At 62.0% G+C, this 18143-nt stretch carries 21 protein-coding genes and 1 other RNA gene; 15 read left to right on the forward strand and 7 right to left on the reverse strand.

Annotation, left to right across the window (positions count from 1 at the left end):
* A complete protein-coding gene (locus BUA38_RS20790; protein ID WP_072820778.1) occupies positions 1-498 on the forward strand; it encodes a cytochrome c in 498 nt (165 codons plus the stop codon).
* Positions 499-548: 50 nt separating this feature from the next.
* On the opposite strand, the gene BUA38_RS20795 is transcribed toward BUA38_RS20790, so the two are convergent.
* The 5 genes from BUA38_RS20795 to ssrA form a co-directional block, all read right to left on the reverse strand.
* Positions 549-824, reverse strand: a complete 276-nt coding sequence (locus BUA38_RS20795; RefSeq protein ID WP_072820780.1) for a ribbon-helix-helix domain-containing protein — start codon at positions 822-824, stop codon at positions 549-551.
* Positions 821-1009: a DUF4169 family protein gene (locus tag BUA38_RS20800; protein WP_072826286.1), complete on the reverse strand. Its 189-nt coding sequence runs from the start codon at positions 1007-1009 to the stop codon at positions 821-823. The genes BUA38_RS20795 and BUA38_RS20800 overlap by 4 nt, the downstream gene beginning before the upstream one ends.
* A gap of 286 nt (positions 1010-1295) precedes the next feature.
* Positions 1296-2714: a class II fumarate hydratase gene (fumC, locus tag BUA38_RS20805; protein WP_072820782.1), complete on the reverse strand. Its 1419-nt coding sequence runs from the start codon at positions 2712-2714 to the stop codon at positions 1296-1298.
* 59 nt (positions 2715-2773) lie between these two features.
* Complete coding sequence (locus BUA38_RS20810) at positions 2774-3271, reverse strand: SspB family protein (RefSeq protein WP_072820784.1); 498 nt, start codon at positions 3269-3271, stop codon at positions 2774-2776.
* Between the two features lie 149 nt (positions 3272-3420).
* Positions 3421-3786: a transfer-messenger RNA gene (gene ssrA, locus BUA38_RS20815) on the reverse strand.
* 51 nt (positions 3787-3837) lie between these two features.
* On the opposite strand from ssrA, the gene BUA38_RS20820 reads away from it, so the two are divergent.
* The 10 genes from BUA38_RS20820 to BUA38_RS20865 all read left to right on the forward strand — a co-directional run bounded on the left by BUA38_RS20820 (position 3838) and on the right by BUA38_RS20865 (position 11874).
* Entirely contained in the window at positions 3838-4383 is a 546-nt protein-coding gene (locus BUA38_RS20820) for a hypothetical protein (RefSeq protein WP_072820786.1), read from the forward strand.
* Between the two features lie 92 nt (positions 4384-4475).
* Positions 4476-5072: a chromate transporter gene (locus BUA38_RS20825; protein WP_072820788.1), complete on the forward strand. Its 597-nt coding sequence runs from the start codon at positions 4476-4478 to the stop codon at positions 5070-5072.
* A complete protein-coding gene (locus BUA38_RS20830) occupies positions 5069-5605 on the forward strand; it encodes a chromate transporter (protein WP_072820790.1) in 537 nt (178 codons plus the stop codon). The genes BUA38_RS20825 and BUA38_RS20830 overlap by 4 nt, the downstream gene beginning before the upstream one ends.
* A 320-nt stretch (positions 5606-5925) precedes the next feature.
* Positions 5926-6720 carry a thymidylate synthase gene (locus tag BUA38_RS20835; protein WP_072826287.1) on the forward strand — a complete coding sequence of 265 codons (795 nt, stop codon included), beginning with the start codon at positions 5926-5928 and terminating at the stop codon, positions 6718-6720.
* Positions 6717-7202 (forward strand): GNAT family N-acetyltransferase, encoded by a 486-nt coding sequence (locus BUA38_RS20840; RefSeq protein ID WP_072820792.1) that lies wholly within the window; start codon positions 6717-6719, stop codon positions 7200-7202. The genes BUA38_RS20835 and BUA38_RS20840 overlap by 4 nt, the downstream gene beginning before the upstream one ends.
* A 1-nt stretch (position 7203) precedes the next feature.
* On the forward strand, positions 7204-7716 hold the full coding sequence (locus BUA38_RS20845) for a dihydrofolate reductase (RefSeq protein WP_072820794.1): 513 nt from the start codon (positions 7204-7206) through the stop codon (positions 7714-7716).
* A 170-nt stretch (positions 7717-7886) separates the two neighbouring features.
* Entirely contained in the window at positions 7887-9032 is a 1146-nt protein-coding gene (gene hflK / locus BUA38_RS20850; RefSeq protein ID WP_072820796.1) for an FtsH protease activity modulator HflK, read from the forward strand.
* Positions 9029-9934, forward strand: a complete 906-nt coding sequence (gene hflC, locus BUA38_RS20855) for a protease modulator HflC (RefSeq protein ID WP_072820798.1) — start codon at positions 9029-9031, stop codon at positions 9932-9934. Before hflK ends, hflC begins: the two co-directional genes overlap by 4 nt.
* Positions 9935-10011: 77 nt before the next feature.
* Positions 10012-10212 carry a DUF2065 domain-containing protein gene (locus BUA38_RS20860; RefSeq protein WP_072820800.1) on the forward strand — a complete coding sequence of 67 codons (201 nt, stop codon included), beginning with the start codon at positions 10012-10014 and terminating at the stop codon, positions 10210-10212.
* A gap of 153 nt (positions 10213-10365) precedes the next feature.
* Positions 10366-11874 carry a Do family serine endopeptidase gene (locus tag BUA38_RS20865; RefSeq protein WP_072820802.1) on the forward strand — a complete coding sequence of 503 codons (1509 nt, stop codon included), beginning with the start codon at positions 10366-10368 and terminating at the stop codon, positions 11872-11874.
* A 60-nt stretch (positions 11875-11934) separates the two neighbouring features.
* Here the strand turns inward: BUA38_RS20865 and BUA38_RS20870 are convergent, their stop codons facing one another.
* Complete coding sequence (locus BUA38_RS20870; protein WP_072826288.1) at positions 11935-12252, reverse strand: hypothetical protein; 318 nt, start codon at positions 12250-12252, stop codon at positions 11935-11937.
* Positions 12253-12524: 272 nt separating this feature from the next.
* Positions 12525-13421, reverse strand: a complete 897-nt coding sequence (gene serB, locus BUA38_RS20875; protein WP_072820804.1) for a phosphoserine phosphatase SerB — start codon at positions 13419-13421, stop codon at positions 12525-12527.
* On the opposite strand from serB, the gene miaA reads away from it, so the two are divergent.
* The 4 genes from miaA (at position 13420) to ilvN (ending at position 18140) form a co-directional block, all read left to right on the forward strand.
* On the forward strand, positions 13420-14346 hold the full coding sequence (gene miaA, locus BUA38_RS20880) for a tRNA (adenosine(37)-N6)-dimethylallyltransferase MiaA (protein WP_072820806.1): 927 nt from the start codon (positions 13420-13422) through the stop codon (positions 14344-14346). The two genes, serB and miaA, sit on opposite strands and share 2 nt — an antisense overlap.
* Before the next feature lie 350 nt (positions 14347-14696).
* A complete protein-coding gene (locus BUA38_RS20885; RefSeq protein ID WP_072820808.1) occupies positions 14697-16472 on the forward strand; it encodes an acetolactate synthase 3 large subunit in 1776 nt (591 codons plus the stop codon).
* Positions 16473-16474: 2 nt separating this feature from the next.
* Positions 16475-17461: a threonine dehydratase gene (locus BUA38_RS20890; RefSeq protein WP_072820810.1), complete on the forward strand. Its 987-nt coding sequence runs from the start codon at positions 16475-16477 to the stop codon at positions 17459-17461.
* A 136-nt stretch (positions 17462-17597) separates the two neighbouring features.
* A complete protein-coding gene (gene ilvN / locus BUA38_RS20895; RefSeq protein ID WP_072820812.1) occupies positions 17598-18140 on the forward strand; it encodes an acetolactate synthase small subunit in 543 nt (180 codons plus the stop codon).
* The last annotated feature ends 3 nt before the right edge of the window (positions 18141-18143 follow it).

Here is an 18143-nt window from a genome sequence, read left to right on the forward strand (position 1 = left end):
ATGCGTGCTTTCCCCAAACAGAAATCTGTCCTGGTTGGCATCCTCGTGGCAGCGCTCGGCATTGCAGCCGCGCCATCGCAGGCGGAGGATCAGCCGCCGGCCAAGGATACGATCTTCACCCGCAAGGTCGTGATGGGCGAGATCGACATGAACATGGACGAGATCGAAACCATGCTGGCCCCGGAAGGCAAGCTGGAGCTTCTGGACGCGCAGGAACATGCCGAAGTGATCTCGACCTTGCTGATGGCCTTTCCGCATCTGTTTCCACCGGCCACCAACCAGTGGAAGGAGGGCGCAACGCGCGATCCCGCCACCGACACCTTCGCCAATCCGGCGATCTGGTCGAATTTTTCCGATTTCTACCAGCAGGCGAGCCAGGCCTCGAAGATCGCCTGGAATGCAAGCCGCGCTAAAAAGCCCGACGAGTTCAGGGCGCAGATCAAGGAACTGCGCCTGCGCTGCAATGGCTGTCACGCAGTGAACCTGAAGACGGAATAACGTCAGCGCCGCGATCAAGCGACGCCCGTCAAGACTTGCGCCTGAAGACCTTACGAGACCTTGTCGGCAACCGGCGGCTTTGCCTCGGCGACCGGCGCTGCCGCGGCCTGCGCGCGCGTGCGGAAATAATCGAGCACGAAGAGCCGGATCGCCGATGACAGGTTGCCCTGCTGGCGATTGCTGTCGATCTCGCCGACCAGTTCGGAAAGCGTGATGTTCCGAAGGCCCGAGATCTCCTTCATGCCGTTCCAGAACGCTTCTTCGAGGCTGACGCTGGTCTTGTGGCCTGCGACCACAATCGATCGCTTCACAACAGGGGACTTCATGAAGCCTCCCCGCCATCGATCTGATGTTGGTCGAGCAGTTCGCGCGCCCGCTCGTTTCGAGCTTCCTCGCGCTCGCGTTCGGAGCGGGTGCGGCCGAATTTGGACCGGTTGGCCGCAGCTTCCTGCTCCGACCGCTCCTTCTCCGTACGCTTCCTGAATCTGTTCAGATTGATCAAATCTCCCATGGCCGCCCCCGTCATACAGATACGGTCGTTGAGGAGAGGATGCATTCAATCGGTGAGCGCGTGCGGGCTCCCGTTATATTCAACCGAATATACGGCAGGTTCACGCAAGCCGGTTCGACCTTCATTATGAATTCCCCATTATGCAGTCGGATCTCAAATGTCGTGTGTCGATTTCTCGAAATAATTTTTGCTCTACCACGGTAATGCGCCGCGGTAAAAGCCGCTGAAGCATATTCTTTAGACGATATGTGGGTTTATTGCCGCTTTGCATAGCGCCATGCACCATTCATCCGGGGTGCGTCATTTCGCGCGGCTTGACCAGACGGTCGAATTCGTCAGCAGAAACAAAACCGAGCCTGACCGCCTCTTCCTTCAACGTAGTGCCGCGTGCGTGCGCAGATTTGGCCACTTTAGCGGCATTGTCGTAGCCGATTTTCGGCGCCAGCGCGGTCACCAGCATCAGCGAACGCTGCATCAGCTCCTGGATGCGTTTTTCGTCGGCGCGTATTCCCTCGACGCAATTCTCCGTAAAAGAACGGGTGACGTCGGACATGAGTTGTATGGAATTCATCATACAATATGCCAGAACCGGCTTGTAAACATTCAGTTCGAAGTGGCCTTGGCTGCCGGCGGCCGTGATGGCGGCCTGATTGCCGAATACCTGGCAGCATACCATGGTTACGGCCTCACACTGCGTCGGATTGACCTTGCCCGGCATGATCGAGGACCCCGGCTCGTTCTCGGGCAGGATCAGCTCGCCCAGGCCCGACCGCGGACCGGAGCCGAGCAGGCGGATGTCGTTGGCAATCTTGAAAAGGCCGGTGGCGGCCGCGTTCAGCGCGCCATGCGCGAACACATAGGCGTCGTTGGAGGCGAGCGCCTCGAACTTGTTGGCAGCGCTTGTGAAGGGCTGTCGGGTAATCTTGGCAACGTGCCGGGCAAACGTCCTGGCAAACTTCGGCTTTGAATTGAGGCCGGTGCCGACCGCGGTGCCGCCTTGCGCCAGCGGATAAAGCTCCTTCAGGCCGGCGCGTATTCGCGCCATGCCGTGCTCGACCTGGGCGGCGTAACCGGAAAATTCCTGGCCCAGCGTCAGCGGCGTCGCATCCTGGGTATGGGTGCGGCCGATTTTGACGATTTTTGAAAACGCCTTTTCTTTCGCCCGCAGCGCGCGGAGCAGCATCGTCAGCGCCGGCAACAACTGGTGCGTGATCGCGGTTGCGGCTGCGATGTGCATCGCGGTCGGGAACGAGTCGTTCGACGACTGGCTCATATTGACGTGATCGTTGGGATGCACCGGCGACTTGGCGCCGAGCTTGCCGCCGAGCAATTCGCTGGCGCGATTGGCGATCACCTCGTTGAGATTCATGTTGGTCTGGGTGCCGGAGCCGGTCTGCCAGACCACCAGCGGGAAATGATCGTCGAACTTTCCGTCGATCACTTCGCGTGCGGCACGGGTGATGACGCCGGCGCGCCGCTGATCGAGGATCCGCAGCTCGCGGTTGGTTTCGGCTGCCGCGAGCTTGACGACGCCGAGCGCGTGGATGATTTCGATCGGCATCCGGTCGCGGCCGATGCGGAAATTCTGCCTCGACCGCTCGGTCTGCGCACCCCAGTAGCGGCTGGCATCAACCTCGATGGGGCCGAAACTGTCGGTCTCGGTGCGCGTCGACTTTGACGGGGAAGAAGATTTCGAACGGGCCATCGTCACACTCGATCAAGTCGCACCCGATCACGCTCGCGTCGAGCAGCCGTTGTGCGTGCCTATTTTTTGCGGAAGCGGTCGAGCCGCACCACCTCAGCACCCTCGGACGGTTTTTCCGGCTCATCTTTGGTCTCCGGCGCGGGCACCTGCGGAACGGATGCCGCCGTGGCCGGCTGGCTCTCCTCGGTCGAGGGCGCGGCGTCGGACGTTTCGAATTGCAGGCCGAACTGCACGGAAGGGTCGAAGAAGCTCTTGATGGCGCTGAAGGGAATGACGAGGCGCTCGGGGATTCCGCCAAACGACAGGCCGACCTCGAAGCGATCTTCGGTCACCACGAGGTCCCAGAACTGGTGCTGGAGAATGACGGTCATCTCTTCCGGATATTGCGCCAGAAGACGCGGCGACAATTTCACGCCCTCGGCGGTCGAGACGAAGGTGATGAAGAAATGATGTTCGCCCGGCAGGCCGTGCTCGGCGGCGTCGGCCAGCACGCGACGCAGCACCCCGCGCAACGCATCGCGGGCCAGTACGTCGTATCGGATGTGATCGGTCGCCATATCAGGTCCTGTCGCGCAATTTAAAGAATTTGCCCGCGGAGGGTTGGCTAAACGCCAAAGCCGACTCGGGGCAGGTTCCCCATCGTACCCCGCTCTTTCGCGGAGGTCAGCAGCCTGAAGCGGGGTCAAACGGGCTAGTCGTCAAGGAAAGTGGAGGCTTCTGTTGCCAGGTGCCTCCGAACCCCGCCTAACGGAGCTTAACCCGTTAGGACTTTAAGATGGTCTTTCAAACTGCGTTACGCAGCCTGAGCAACCGGAGCATAGTTGTCGTTTGCAACTATTGCATGGCCCGATGTCGGCGGAACCATACCGAGAAAAAACGCGCCCTTTACGCCCTCGTCGATCCTGTTTCGCCCCCGCCGAAACCCGCGTTCAATACGCGAAGGTCACGGGTTTTGGTGGAGGCGCCGGGTACTGCCCCCGGGTCCGAATGGTTTATTGCGACGGTCATTTATTTCCATAGCCGGCGAACCGGCACCGCTAATATAGGGCGCAAAGGTTAGGAAAGACAGAGCCGAAAAAGCTGGCAGTTTCCAGATAACATCGAAAACCCCGGAAGAGGCAGTGTGCTCAGCAAAATACTGATTTTTATTGCTTTTATCGCCATCTCCTTGCTCGTTGCAGGCCTGTTCGGCGCCGTCCACGATCAGATCAGCTACACCGTCTCTCCCGAATATTTCACGCGCTTCAAATTCATCCAATTCCACCTCGTTAATTCGGATTTGCCCGAACGTGTTCGGGCAGGAATCGTGGGTTTCAAAGCCTCGTGGTGGATGGGGATTCCGGTCGGCGTTTTGTGCGGAGCCGCCGGCTTCGTCCAGCGCACGCCTTTAATAATGTTGCGCGCCTTGACGTTCTCGCTTGCTATCGCCGTTGCCGTCGTCCTTTTGGCCGCTCTCGCGGGTCTGGTTTACGGTTGGTTCCAGACGCGCTCCGTTGATCTGGGTGCCTATGCGGGCTGGTATGTTCCTCGTGGCTTGAACGATGTGCGCGCGTTTTTGTGCGCAGGCTATATGCACAATGCGGCCTATCTCGGCGGTGTTTTCGCCATACCGGTCATTTGGGCATTTCATATGCGTTTCCGCGCGGCGCACAGGGCGGCGCGACCTTAAACTGAAACGTGAGCTTTAAGAGGTGGAAACAAGAGGTGGAAACCGAGGGAGTAAGGGGTTGGCCCAGCGCTGGTCCCCCTTTAAATGAAGCCATGCCCCCGGATTCGTCACCGGCCGCCGCCACGGCGCCTGATCTCTCCAAATCGCCACCAGATCTCCTCACGCTCTTTATTGCCTTCGCGAAAATGTCGCTGGCGGGTTTTGGCGGCGTCCTGGTGTGGGCGCGGCGCGGCATCGTCGACCATCACAAATGGATGACGGCGGACGAGTTCAACGAAACCTTCGCGCTGTGCCATTTCCTGCCCGGCCCCAACATCGTCAATCTCACTTTCGTGTTCGGCTCGCGCTTAAGGGGAATTCCCGGCGCGATTGCCGCATTTTCCGGACTGGTCGGTCCGCCGGCGCTGATCATGGTGGTAATGGGGATGCTCTATCACCGCTATGGCGAGATCGACGCGCTGCGGCGGATCCTGTCGGGCGTAGCCTGTGCGGCGATCGGGTTGATGCTCGCGGTCGTGTTCCGGATGATGACGCCGCTGTTCAAGCGCCGCGACGTGATCGCGCTGCTGGTCATGGTCGCGGTCTTTGTCGCGATCGGCGTCCTGCGCCTGCCGTTGCCGGCGGTGCTGCTCGTGGCGATCCCGATCTCGATCGCCATTACGTACTGGGTGAAGCGGGAGGCGGCATGAACTCCGATTCCAATCCCGTTTTCGCGCTGGCGCTAACCTTTGCCACCATGTCGCTGTTCGCCGTCGGCGGCGCCAATTCGGCGATCCCTGAAATGCATCGCGTCGCGGTCGACGTGCACCATTGGCTGACCGACAAGCAATTTACCGATGTGTACGCCATTGCGCAGCTCTCGCCGGGGCCGAACGTGCTGATCGTCACGCTGATCGGTTATTCGGTCGCGGGACTTCCGGGCGCGCTGGTCGCGACGCTTGCGATGTGCGTGCCGACCGCGGTCCTCGCGCTGTTCGTCAGCCGCTTCCTGACCCGTTCGAGCCAGGCGCGCTGGCCCGGCATCGTCCAGGCGGCGCTGGTGCCGCTGTCGATCGGGCTGATGGGGGCGAGCGGTTTCATCCTGGCGCGCACCTCCGACCAGACGGTGGTGGCGGCGCTGGTCACCATCGGCGCGGCGGTGCTGGCGTCGGTGACCAAGCTCAACCCGCTGTGGATGCTGGTCGCGGGTGGCTGCCTCGGCTTTGCCGGCCTGATCGGGTGAGCCGGTTCCCGGCCAGTGTGGTGGATTTGGCATTCGCTACAGTAGAGCCCCGAGTCCGCGACGAGCGAATGCCAAATCCAAAACCACACTGGAATCCAATATTTGCAAGTGTCCCTTTGGTTTTGACATTCGTAAACAGACACGCCGCAACGGGATACGAATGTCAAAACCGGGACACTTGTTTGTGCCGGTCCGAATGCTCACTTTTCAGGGTATAAAAGGCGGATAGAGCCGAATCGGCATATTGAAGGCCGCACCCGGCCGCTAAAAGTTCGCCCTGCGCCGTACAGTCCGGCGCGACCGTGGAACGTCACAATACCATGATTCAGTATCACGACCTGCTCGAACGGATTCTGGCCGACGGCGTGGAGAAATCCGACCGCACCGGCACCGGCACGTTCTCGGTGTTCGGGCACCAGATGCGCTTCAATCTGGCGGCGGGCTTTCCGATGCTGACCACCAAGAAACTGCCGCTGAAGGCGATCATCCACGAGCTGTTGTGGTTCCTGAGGGGCGACACCAACATCAAATATCTGCACGACCATGGCGTCACGATCTGGGACGAATGGGCCGACGCCAATGGCGATCTGGGTCCGGTCTACGGTTCGCAGTGGCGCTCGTGGCCCGCGCCCGACGGGCGCAAGATCGATCAGATTTCAAACGTCATCGAGATGATCCGGAAGAATCCGGATTCGCGGCGGCTGATCGTGAGCGCGTGGAATCCGGCCGAGATCGACCAGATGGCGCTGCCGCCGTGTCACTGCCTGTTCCAGTTCTATGTCGGAGGCGGCAAGCTGTCGTGCCAGCTCTATCAGCGCTCGGCGGATGTATTTCTCGGCGTGCCCTTCAACATCGCTTCCTACGCGCTGCTCACCATGATGGTCGCGGAGGTCACCGGATTGAAGGCGGGCGAATTCGTGCATTCCTTCGGCGACGTGCATCTTTATTCCAACCACGTCGAGCAGGCGCGGCTGCAACTGACGCGCGCGCCGCGGGCGCTGCCGACCATGAAGATCAATCCGGCGGTGAAGGATATCTTCGGCTTCCGCTTCGAGGACTTCGTGCTCGAAGGCTACGACCCGCATCCGCACATCAAGGCCGAGGTCGCGGTGTGAATTTATCGATTCGTCGAGCGCGCGCCGATGAAGCAGGTGTTGTACTCGCGCTGATCCGTGAACTCGCCGAATACGAAAAACTCCTGCACGAAGTTGAAGCGTCCGAAGCGATGATTGCGGACGCGTTGTTCTGCGACAATCCGCGCCTGTTCTGCGATATCGCGGAATGGAACGGCGAGGTCGCGGGCTTCGCGGTCTGGTTCGTCAATTTCTCGACGTTTAGCGGTCGCCCTGGAATCTATCTGGAAGACCTGTTCGTGCGACCCGCCTTGCGCGGCAAGGGCATCGGCAAGGCGCTGCTGTCGCACCTGGCAAAAGAATGCGTCGCCAACAACTGGTCGCGCCTGCAATGGTCGGTGCTCGACTGGAACGCGCCGTCGATCGCGTTCTACAAGTCGCTCGGCGCGGTGCTGATGGATGAGTGGACAATCTGCAAGGTCGCAGGCCCCGCGCTGAAGCAACTCGCCCAAGGAGAGCGCTAGGATGGAGATCGTGCTCATCGTCGCGGTCGCCGACAATGGCGTGATCGGTGCTGACGGCGCCATTCCCTGGCGGCTCAAGACCGACCTGCAACGCTTCAAGGCGCTCACGACCGGAAAGCCGGTCGTGATGGGCCGCAAGACTTTCCTGTCGCTGCGCCGACCGCTGCCCGGACGCACCAACATCGTGATGACGCGGGATGCGGCGTTTCGCGCCAATGGCGCCGTCGTGACGACATCGCCCGACCATGCGCTTGATGTGGCGAAGGGTGACGCGCTGCGGCGTTTCGTCACTGAAATCGCCGTGATCGGCGGGGCTGAAATCTATGCCCAATGGATCGGCCGCGCGGCGCGGCTCGAGGTGACGGAAGTGCACGCAAGCCCAACAGGCGATACCCGTTTTGGACCCATCGACAAGGCGGTCTGGGAGGAGGTGGCGCGGGCCGAAAAGCCGTCCGGTCCGGACGACAGCGCGGCCTTTTCCTTTGTCACCTATGTCAGGCGAAACCCGCGTTAACCGCACCCGCCAATGTTTACATTGACAATCAGGGGCCCCGGCATAGCTGTTTCGGGCCCAATACCGAGGCAAAGCGCGCGTTGTAAGGGAAGTAGCCGTCCCCTATAAAGCCCCGGCGGATGTTACCGGTCGCCGGTCGATCTGCCGTGTACCCCATCAAGGAGAGTTGAATGGCGTGGAAGAATCAGGGCGGAGGCCCCTGGGGTGCGGGTCCGAAAGGCCCATGGGGCTCCGGCCCGCAGCCGACCGGGGGAGGACCGAGGCCGCCCGATCTTGAAGATCTTCTCCGCCGCGCCCAGGACCGTCTGCAACAGTTCTTGCCGGGTGGTTATTTCAGTGGCCTCGGCATCAGCCTTCTTTTGCTCGCCGTCGTTGCGATCTGGGGCCTGACCGGCTTCTTCCGCGTGCAGTCCGAAGAACTCGGCGTCGTGCTGCGTTTCGGCCAGCACGTGCGCACCGTCGGCCCCGGCCTGAGCTATCATTTGCCTTACCCGATCGAGACCGTGCAGCTGCCGAAGGCGCTTCGCGTCTCGACCCTCAATATCGGCTTCACCTTCGAAGAGTCGCCGCGTCGCGCCCGCGACGGCCGGCGCGACATCCAGGAAGAGAGCCTGATGCTGACCGGCGACGAGAACATCGTCGACGTCCAGTTCACGGTGCTCTGGCGCATCAAGCCGAACGGCGCTGCCGACTTCCTCTTCAACATCCAGAATCCGGAAGGGACCGTGAAGGCGGTGGCCGAAAGCGCAATGCGCGAAGTGGTCGGCCGCACCAACATCCAGCCGATTCTCACCACCAAGAAGGACGATGCCGAGAAAGAGGTCCACGAGCTGATGCAGAAGACGCTCGACACCTATGGCTCGGGCATCGCGATCCAGCAGGTGCAGATGGGCCAGGTCAATCCGCCGGCCGACGTGATCCAGTCCTTCAACGACGTGCAGAACGCCAAGACCGAACTCGAGAGCTTGCAGAACGAGGCGCAGACCTACGCCAACGGCATCGTGCCGGACGCCAAGGGCCGTGCCGCCCAGATCCTGCAGGTCGCCGAGGGCTACAAGCAGCAGGCGGTTGCCGAGGCCAAGGGCCAGAGCGCGCGCTTCCTCAAGGTGTACGACGAATACAAGAAAGCGCCCGACGTGACGCGTGAACGCATCTATCTGGAGACGATGGAGCGTGTGCTCGGCAATTCCGAGAAGCTGGTCTATGACGGCGGATCCGGACAGAACATCGTGCCTTATCTGCCGTTGAACGAACTGTCGCGGCGGCCCGCGCCGTCTTCTCAGTCGCAACAGCCCACCACGGGAGGCTCCCGATGAGGTCCCCCGTCACAGGCATCATCTTTTTGCTGTTGCTCTTGCTGGCGTTGATCGTCGGCTACAGCTCGGTGTTCGCCGTGCAGCAGACCGAGCAGGCGCTGGTGGTGCGGTTGGGCAAGCCGGTCGATGTCGTCACCGATCCCGGCCTGCACTTCAAGGCGCCGTTCATCGACACCGTGATCCCGGTCGACAAGCGTATCCTGGATCTGGAAAATCCGGCGCAGGAAATCATCGCCTCGGACCAGAAGCGGCTCGTGGTCGATGCGTTTGCGCGCTATAAGATCAAGAACGCGCTGCAATTCTATCAGAGCGTCGGCACCATCCAGGCCGCCAACCTCCAGCTCGCGACGCTGTTGAACTCTGCGTTGCGCCGTGTGCTCGGCGAAGTGACCTTGATCCAGGTCGTGCGCGATCAGCGCGAGCCGCTGATGCAGCGCATCCGCGCCCAGCTCGATCACGAAGCCGACGGTTACGGCATTCAGGTCGTCGACGTGCGGATCCGCCGCGCCGACCTGCCTGACCAGAACAGCCAGGCGGTCTATCAGCGCATGAAGACCGAGCGCCAGCGCGAGGCGGCCGAGTTCCGCGCGCAGGGCCGGCAGAAGGCGCAGGAAATCCGTTCCAGCGCCGACCGTGAAGCGACCGTGATCGTGGCCGAAGCCAACTCGAAGGCGGAGCAGGTCCGCGGCGAGGGCGATGCCGAGCGCAACCGGCTGTTCGCCGAGTCCTATGGCAAGGACGTCGATTTCTTTGCATTCTATCGTTCCATGACCGCCTACGAAAACAGCCTCAAGAGCAACGACACACGTTTCCTGTTGCGGCCGGATTCGGATTTCTTCAGGTTCTTTGGCGGCGCGAGCGGCAAGCCGGGTACGCCTGCGGCGGCTCAGGCGAAGCCGTAAGGTTTTTTCGATAAAGGCCGCGGGCGAACTCTCGCCCCGGCCCAAACAAGAATTTCGAAACGGGAGGTTTTCATCCGATGAGGTCCATAGCGTTCGCCGACTTCCTCATCGGTGTTGGAATCCTGTTCGTGATCGAAGGCCTGATGTTTGCGGCCGCCCCGGTCTGGCTCAAGCGGGCGATGAAAAGCGCGCAGGAAGCACCCGACAATGTTTTGCGGATCGTCGGCATCGGCTCGGCGGTAGCGGGATTGATCCTGATCTGGCTGGTTCGCCGCTAAACCGACTCCATCTGCCGCTTTCCTGGGCGTGCCGGGGACGATTTGGAACGTCCGTTTTTCGCCGGATTGGTAGGCTCAAAAGCTTGCGCGGCTACCCCCTTCGGGCGCACTCTGCTCATTAAATCCCCGCTGCTTCGACAAGAGAGAACCGATATGACCGTTGCAACCTATGCCCCGCGCCATCGCCTGCGCCCCCTGTTGGCGGCAGCATGTCTCGGCGCTGCGACCATCATGGCCTCGGCGCTGCCGGTTCAGGCGCGCGGACCGGACGGCATCGCCGATGTTGCCGAGAAAGTGATCGACGCGGTCGTCAACATCTCGACCTCGCAAACCGTCGAGGCCAAGGGCGGCTCCGGCGAAGGCCGTGGCGCGATGCCGCAACTGCCGCCGGGCTCGCCGTTCGAGGATTTCTTCGACGACTTCTTCAAGAACAGGCGCGGCCCGAATGGTCCGCGCAGCGGCGGCGACATGCAACCGCACAAGACCAACTCGCTCGGCTCGGGCTTCATTATCGATACGTCCGGCATCGTCGTGACCAATAATCACGTCATTGCGGATGCCGACGAGATCAACGTCATCCTGAACGACGGCACCAAGATCAAGGCCGAACTGGTCGGCGTCGACAAGAAGACCGACCTTGCGGTGCTCAAGTTCAAGCCGTCGCGGCAACTGACGGCGGTGAAGTTCGGCGATTCCGACAAGCTTCGCCTCGGCGAATGGGTGATTGCGATCGGCAATCCCTTCAGCCTCGGCGGCACGGTGACGGCCGGCATCGTCTCGGCACGCAACCGCGACATCTCGAACGGTCCGTATGACAACTACATCCAGACCGACGCCGCCATCAATCGCGGCAACTCCGGCGGTCCGCTGTTCAACCTCGAGGGCGATGTGATCGGCGTCAACACGCTGATCATTTCGCCGACCGGCGGTTCGATCGGCATCGGTTTTGCGGTGCCGTCGAAGACGGTGGCCGGTGTCGTCGAGCAGCTCCAGAAATTCGGCGAACTGCGCCGCGGCTGGCTCGGCGTCCGCATTCAGCAGGTGACGGATGAAATCGCCGAAAGCCTGAACATCAAGCCGGCGCGCGGCGCGCTCGTCGCCGGCGTCGACGACAAGGGCCCGGCCAAGCCGGCCGGCATCGAGCCCGGCGACGTCGTCGTCAAGTTCGACGGCAAGGACGTCAAGGAGCCGAAGGACCTGTCGCGTGTCGTCGCCGACACGGCGGTCGGCAAGGAAGTCGACGTCGTCATCATCCGCAAGGGCGAGGAGCAGACCAAGCGCGTCACGCTTGGCCGCCTCGAAGACACCGACAAGCCGCAGCCCGCTTCCGCCAAATCGACGCCGGAGCCGGAGAAGCTGGTGACGCAAAAGGCGCTCGGGCTCGACCTCGCCAATCTCAGCAAGGATCTGCGCAGCCGCTACAAGATCAAGGACAGCGTCAAGGGCGTGATCATCACCGGCGTCGACAACGCCTCGGACGCCGCCGAGAAGCGATTGGCGGCGGGTGACGTCATCGTCGAGGTCGCGCAGGAGGCGGTCGCCAACGCCGCCGACATCAAGAAGCGCGTCGAGCAATTGAAGAAGGACGGCAAGAAGTCCGTGCTGCTTCTGGTCTCGAACGCTGACGGCGAATTGCGCTTCGTCGCGCTGAGCGTGCAGTAGGAAATTTCGGCTGACGTCATCATGCCCGGACCATGGTCCGGGCATGATGCATTTTACAGACTAGTTGTGCGCGGTGCCGACCGTCGTCGCGCTCGTCGCTGACGCCACGGTGTGGCGCGGCGTGAGCACGCTGAGCTGATGCGGAGACGCCGGCATGTTGTTGCGCGTCAGCGTCGGTGTCGCGGTCTGCTCCTGGACACCCGTTCCGCCCATCACCGCAACCTGGAGCGGGGTAGCGGGGAAGGAGGAGGCTTCGAATGTGGGAAGCTCGCCTGCCCACGCCGTCGCGCTTTCCAGCACAGCGAAGGCGCAGACGGTGGTGACGGCGAGACGTTTAACGAGGGGACGTTGCAAGGGACGTTGAGAGCGACGTTGCATGGATGAGATCCTTTGGATGACGTTTCGCAGATCGCGCATTTCGCGATCGCGTTTCGGTTCCTTGGACTCTCCCTGACGTGAAATGGTTCAAGCCCGCCTTGGGCTGATTTGCAACTCATGGCTTCGTGAGGCGGCCAATTGGCACGCAATGCCAACACTGCCCCTGGTCTGAGACATGAAATTTCGCGTTTGGTTCAAGCTTGGGAAGGATAATTCTTCAACGCTCGCGTCGAGATATCGTGAATCGTTCTTAACGATTCGAACTCTCGAAACTACGCGCCCGCAAACGCCTCGCGCGTAAATCCTTGCGCGTAGAGCAGTGCAGTGAGGTCGCCGTAATCGATGCGCGCGGCGGCAGCGGCGGCAACCGCGGGCTTGGCGTGATAGGCGACGCCGAGGCCGGCCTCTTGCACCATGCCGAGATCGTTGGCGCCGTCGCCGACGACGAGCGTGTCGATGTTGTCGAGGTCAAAACCTTCACGCAGTTCGATCAGCGTGGCGAGCTTGGCGTCGCGGCCGAGGATCGGCTCCTTCACTTCGCCCGTCAATTTGCCGTCGTGCACGATCAACTCGTTGCCGCGGTTTTCCTGAAAGCCGATTTTTTCGGCGATGGTTTTCGTGAACAGCGTGAAGCCGCCTGAAATGAGACAGGTGTAGGCGCCGTGGGCGCGCATGGTCGCGACCAGTTCGCGCCCGCCCGGCGTCAACGTGATGCGCTCCTCGATGACCTTGTCAATGACGTCGACCGGCAATCCCTTGAGCAGCGCCACGCGCTCGCGCAGCGCAGGTTCAAACTCGATCTCGCCGCGCATGGCCCGTTCGGTGATCGCGGCGACATGGGCTTTCAGTCCGACGAAGTCCGCGAGTTCGTCGATGCATTCCTGCCCGATCATGGTGGAATCCATATCGGCCAGAAAAAGCTTCTTGCGCCGCCCCAGCACCGGCTGCACGACGATGTCGATCGGTAGATCCTCGCGCGCCTCGCGCAGGCGTTTGGCGATGGCGGCGATGTCCTCATGGCCGTCGCCGAATGGGATGTCGGCGGCGACCTCGTCCCACAGCCATTGCGCAGGCCCGGCCTTGGGTAGAATGGCGCGCGCGCCGTCCAGCACCGTGCTATCGAGAGCAGGGTTTGCAGGATGGCAGATCAGTGTGGCAACGAGGGACATGAATTTTCTGGGTCACGACATCTCTGCCGTGCTTATCGCAGGGCCGACCGCCAGCGGCAAGTCGGCGCTCGCGCTCGATCTTGCCCGAAAAACCAGTGGCGTCGTGATCAACACGGATTCCATGCAGGTCTATCGCGACCTGCGCGTGCTGACCGCGCGTCCCTCGGTGGAGGAAGAGAAGGAGGTTCCGCACCGCCTCTATGGCCATGTCGACGCAGCGGTGAACTTTTCCGCCGGCGCCTGGGTGACGGACGCCACTAAAGTGCTCGGCGAAGCGCGCGCGGAAAAACGCCAGCCAATCTTTGTCGGCGGCTCCGGTCTTTACTTCAAGGCGCTGACGCGGGGGCTCTCCGCCGTGCCGTCGATTCCCGCTGAAGTGCGCGATGCCGTGCGCGCGCGGCTGGAGCGCGATGGCGTCGAGGCGCTGCATGCGGAGCTGCAACGGCGTGACGCGGCTTATGCCGAACGCTTGAAGCCGCGCGACCGCACCCGCATCGCGCGCGCGCTGGAGGTGATCGAGGCCACCGGCCGGTCACTGACGGATTGGCATCGCGAAGGCTTGCCGCCGCTGTTGCCGCCGGGGTCGTTCCGCGCGCTGTTTCTCATGCCCGAACGCGATGTGCTCTACGCGCGCATCGACGCGCGTTTCGAGAAGATGCTGCAAGCCGGCGCGCTCAATGAGGTGAAGCAGCTCGCCGCGCGAAATCTCGATCCGCTGTTGCCGGCGATGAAGGCGCATGGCGTGCCGGCGCTGATCCGTCATCTCAAGGGCGAGATCACCCGCGACGAGGCCAGCGAGATCGGCCGCGCCGATACGCGCCATTACGCCAAGCGACAGTTCACCTGGTTCCGGCACCAGCTGCCGGAGTTCGAATGGACGGCGCCCGAGGCGGCGGGGGCGTGGCTTCAAAGCCGCGTTGGGTAGGAATTCGGCACACCGCATGGCAGAAACCCTTAATTCACCCTCGCCGAACGTTGGGAAGCCGGTTACATTTGTATTCGGGCGCGATCCTCCGCTGGCGGCTTGACTTTTGGCCTTTCGGCAGTATGTTCGCGCAACCTTTGGGAAGCCCGAGCGGTCCTATGCGAAATATTATTACCAACCTCCTTATTATCGTAGTCGTACCCAGGCGCGCCGCCGGGGATGGCTAGCTGCCATCCAAATTCGGACGGTGCGCCAGGGCCCTCTTCGGGTCCTTTTTTATTTCCCAAACCAGACCAGCAAAAACATCGCGCCAGCAACGGCGCATCCGGAGCCAGCCAAGGAAATACGTCATGAGTGACAACAGCCACGATCCGAACCAGATGACCGGCGCAGCCATGATCGTGCGCGCGCTGGCCGATCATGGCGTCCAGCACATTTTCGGCTATCCCGGCGGCGCGGTGCTTCCGATCTATGACGAGATTTTCCAGCAAAGCGACGTCGAGCACATTCTCGTCCGCCACGAGCAGGGCGCCGGCCATGCCGCCGAAGGCTATGCGCGCTCGACCGGCAAGCCGGGCGTGGTGCTGGTGACCTCGGGTCCGGGCGCCACCAACATGGTGACGCCGCTGACCGACGCGCTGATGGATTCGATTCCGCTGGTCTGCATCACAGGCCAGGTTCCGACGCACCTGATCGGCAACGACGCGTTCCAGGAATGCGACACCGTGGGCATCACGCGGCCCTGCACCAAGCACAACTGGCTGGTGCGCAACGTCAACGATCTGGCGAAGGTGCTGCACGAGGCGTTTTATGTCGCGACCACCGGGCGTCCTGGTCCGGTTGTCGTCGACGTGCCGAAGGACGTGCAGTTCGCGACCGGAACCTATCACCCGCCGCGCAAATCCGACGTGCACATCTCGTATGCGCCTAGGGTGAAGGGCGATGCAATGGCGATCCGAAAGGCGGTGGCGCTGCTCGCCGGCGCCAAACGGCCGGTGATCTATTCCGGCGGCGGCGTCATCAATGCTGGCGTCGAAGCCTCGAAGCTGTTGCGCGAACTGGTCGAGATCACGGGCTTCCCGATCACCTCGACCCTGATGGGTCTGGGCGCGTACCCTGCGTCGGGCAAGAACTGGCTGGGTATGCTCGGCATGCACGGCACCTACGAAGCCAACATGGCGATGCATGACTGCGACGTCATGCTGTGCGTCGGTGCGCGTTTCGACGACCGCATCACCGGGCGGACGGACGCGTTCTCGCCCGGCTCGAAGAAGATTCACATCGATATCGACCCGTCCTCGATCAACAAGAACATCCGCGTCGACGTTCCGATCATCGGCGATGCCGCCAATGTGCTCGGCGATCTCTTGCAGGTGTTCAAGGCGGAGGCGAAGAAGCCCGACATCAAGGCCTGGTGGGCGGAGATAGCGAAATGGCGTGCGCGCAATTCGCTGTCCTACAAGAAGAACAACGATGTCATCCTGCCGCAATTCGCGATCCAGAAGCTGTTCGAGGCGACGCGCGGCAAGGACACCTACATCACCACCGAAGTCGGCCAGCACCAGATGTGGGCGGCGCAGTTCTTCGGCTTCGAGGAGCCGCACCGCTGGATGACATCCGGCGGCCTCGGCACCATGGGCTATGGCCTCCCCGCAGCACTCGGCGTTCAGGTCGCGCACCCGGATAGCCTCGTGATCGATATTGCGGGCGATGCCTCGGTGCAGATGACGATCCAGGAAATGTCGACGGCGGTTCAGCACGAATTGCCGATCAAGATCTTCATCCTGAACAACCAGTACATGGGCATGGTGCGGCAGTGGCAGCAGCTGCTGCACGGCAACCGCCTGTCGCATTCCTACTCCGAGGCGCTGCCGGATTTCGTCAAGCTTGCGGACGCTTATGGCTGCGTCGGCTTGCAGGCGATAAAGCCTTCCGATCTCGACGGCGCGATCAAGGACATGATCAAGGTCAAGCGTCCCGTGCTGTTCGATTGCCGCGTGGCGGCGCTGGAAAACTGCTTCCCGATGATTCCGTCCGGCAAGGCGCATAACGAGATGCTGTTGCCGGCGGAAGCCAATGGCGAAGCGACCGCGGCAGCCTTTGCGAGCGGCAAGGCGCTGGTGTGAGCATGTTCAACCTCGCAGAAATCGAGCGTGCTCACGACATCGTCCGCGCGGCAATGACGCCGACGGCTGCTCATGCCTGGCCGCTGCTGGCGCAACGTCTCGGAACGACCGTGGTCGTCAAGCACGAGAACCACACGCCGGCCGGTGCGTTCAAGGTGCGCGGCGGCCTCGTCTACATGGATCGCCTCAAGCGCGAGCGGCCGCAAACGGCCGGCATCATTTCCGCAACCACGGGCAATCACGGCCAGAGCCTCGCTTTTGCCGGAAGCCGCCATCGTTTGCCGGTGACGATCTATGTGCCGCACGGCAACTCGACCGAGAAGAACCGGGCCATGAAGGCGTTCGGCGCCAACTTGATCGAATATGGCGAGGATTTCGAGGCGGCTCGCGACGAGGCGAAGCGTCACGCAGCGCGCGACGGTCTGGAAATTGTGCCGTCGTTTCACCGCGACCTGGTGCTCGGCGTCTCGACCTATGCGCTTGAGCTGTTTCGCAGCGCGCCCGATATCGACGTGCTCTATGTGCCGATCGGGCAGGGTTCCGGCATCTCCGGCTGCATCCTGGCGCGCGACCTGTTGGGTAAGAAGACCGAAATCGTCGGCGTGCAGTCGACGGAAGCGCCGTCCTATGCGCTGTCGTTCAAGGCCGGCACGATCGTGAGCACTAATTCCAGCAACACCCGCGCCGACGGCGTGGCGACGCGGATTCCCGATCCCGAGGCGTTCGAGATCATCCGCAAGGGTGCTTCGCGCATTGTCCAGGTGACCGACGACGAGATCGGTGCGGCGATCCGCGCCTACTGGACCGACACGCATAACCTTGCCGAAGGTGCGGGTGCGGCCGCGCTCGCGGCGGCGTTGCAGGAGAAAGCAAATCTGCGCGGCAAGCGCGTCGGCCTCGTGCTATCTGGCGGCAACATCGATTTCGAACTGTTTCGCAAGTGGGTGATGGCGGACGACGCCGTCGCTCAGAAGGTGATGATGGCATGACGTGCGTCGCGCCAGAGATTCAGCCGTCATGGCCGGGCGTGACCCGGCCATCCACGTCTCCTTTTCGTGGAAGGAGAGACGTGGATGCCCGGCACAAGGCCGGGCATGACGGAGAGATATGACTAAGGGGACACCAATGAACCAGCCCGCATCCGCCTATTTCATGGAAGAACAAAAGGCGCCGAACGAGACGCACACGCTCTCGGTGCTGGTGCAGAACGAACCGGGCGTGCTCGCCCGCGTGATCGGCCTGTTCTCCGGTCGCGGCTACAACATCGAAAGCCTCACCGTTTCCGAAACCGAGAGCCAGAAGCATCTCTCGCGCATCACCATCGTCACTACGGGCACGCCTGACGTGATCGAGCAGATCAAGCATCAGCTCGACCGCATGGTGCCGGTCTATCGCGTCGTCGACATGACGCTCGCCGGCCGTTCGATCGAGCGGGAGCTCGCGATGGTGAAGGTGCGCGGCTCGGGCGAGCATCGCGTCGAAGCGCTGCGGCTGGCCGAAGCGTTCCGTGCACGCGTGATCGACGCCACCAACGAAAGCTTCGTGTTCGAAATCACCGGCGCTTCGTCGAAGATCAACCAGTTCATCGATCTGATGCGCCCGCTTGGTCTCGTCGAAGTGTCGCGCACCGGCGTTGCCGCCATTGGCCGCGGAGCCGAGGGGATGTGAGTC

Origin of the sequence: Bradyrhizobium erythrophlei, from assembly GCF_900142985.1 — a bacterium.
Classification (GTDB): domain Bacteria; phylum Pseudomonadota; class Alphaproteobacteria; order Rhizobiales; family Xanthobacteraceae; genus Bradyrhizobium; species Bradyrhizobium erythrophlei_B.

Bases quoted from the DNA above. Each gene is read 5' to 3' on its own strand.
- BUA38_RS20835 (WP_072826287.1), top strand. From the start codon at position 5,926: ATGATTCAGTATCACGACCTGCTCGAACGGATTCTGGCCGACGGCGTG.
- BUA38_RS20885 (WP_072820808.1), top strand. From the start codon at position 14,697: ATGAGTGACAACAGCCACGATCCGAACCAGATGACCGGCGCAGCCATG.
- BUA38_RS20845 (WP_072820794.1), top strand. From the start codon at position 7,204: ATGGAGATCGTGCTCATCGTCGCGGTCGCCGACAATGGCGTGATCGGT.
- BUA38_RS20810 (WP_072820784.1), bottom strand. From the start codon at position 3,271: ATGGCGACCGATCACATCCGATACGACGTACTGGCCCGCGATGCGTTG.
- BUA38_RS20790 (WP_072820778.1), top strand. From the start codon at position 1: ATGCGTGCTTTCCCCAAACAGAAATCTGTCCTGGTTGGCATCCTCGTG.
- miaA (WP_072820806.1), top strand. From the start codon at position 13,420: ATGAATTTTCTGGGTCACGACATCTCTGCCGTGCTTATCGCAGGGCCG.
- BUA38_RS20865 (WP_072820802.1), top strand. From the start codon at position 10,366: ATGACCGTTGCAACCTATGCCCCGCGCCATCGCCTGCGCCCCCTGTTG.
- BUA38_RS20830 (WP_072820790.1), top strand. From the start codon at position 5,069: ATGAACTCCGATTCCAATCCCGTTTTCGCGCTGGCGCTAACCTTTGCC.
- BUA38_RS20795 (WP_072820780.1), bottom strand. From the start codon at position 824: ATGAAGTCCCCTGTTGTGAAGCGATCGATTGTGGTCGCAGGCCACAAG.
- hflK (WP_072820796.1), top strand. From the start codon at position 7,887: ATGGCGTGGAAGAATCAGGGCGGAGGCCCCTGGGGTGCGGGTCCGAAA.
- ilvN (WP_072820812.1), top strand. From the start codon at position 17,598: ATGAACCAGCCCGCATCCGCCTATTTCATGGAAGAACAAAAGGCGCCG.
- hflC (WP_072820798.1), top strand. From the start codon at position 9,029: ATGAGGTCCCCCGTCACAGGCATCATCTTTTTGCTGTTGCTCTTGCTG.
- BUA38_RS20825 (WP_072820788.1), top strand. From the start codon at position 4,476: ATGCCCCCGGATTCGTCACCGGCCGCCGCCACGGCGCCTGATCTCTCC.
- BUA38_RS20800 (WP_072826286.1), bottom strand. From the start codon at position 1,009: ATGGGAGATTTGATCAATCTGAACAGATTCAGGAAGCGTACGGAGAAG.
- serB (WP_072820804.1), bottom strand. From the start codon at position 13,421: ATGTCCCTCGTTGCCACACTGATCTGCCATCCTGCAAACCCTGCTCTC.
- BUA38_RS20870 (WP_072826288.1), bottom strand. From the start codon at position 12,252: ATGCAACGTCGCTCTCAACGTCCCTTGCAACGTCCCCTCGTTAAACGT.
- BUA38_RS20890 (WP_072820810.1), top strand. From the start codon at position 16,475: ATGTTCAACCTCGCAGAAATCGAGCGTGCTCACGACATCGTCCGCGCG.
- fumC (WP_072820782.1), bottom strand. From the start codon at position 2,714: ATGGCCCGTTCGAAATCTTCTTCCCCGTCAAAGTCGACGCGCACCGAG.
- BUA38_RS20860 (WP_072820800.1), top strand. From the start codon at position 10,012: ATGAGGTCCATAGCGTTCGCCGACTTCCTCATCGGTGTTGGAATCCTG.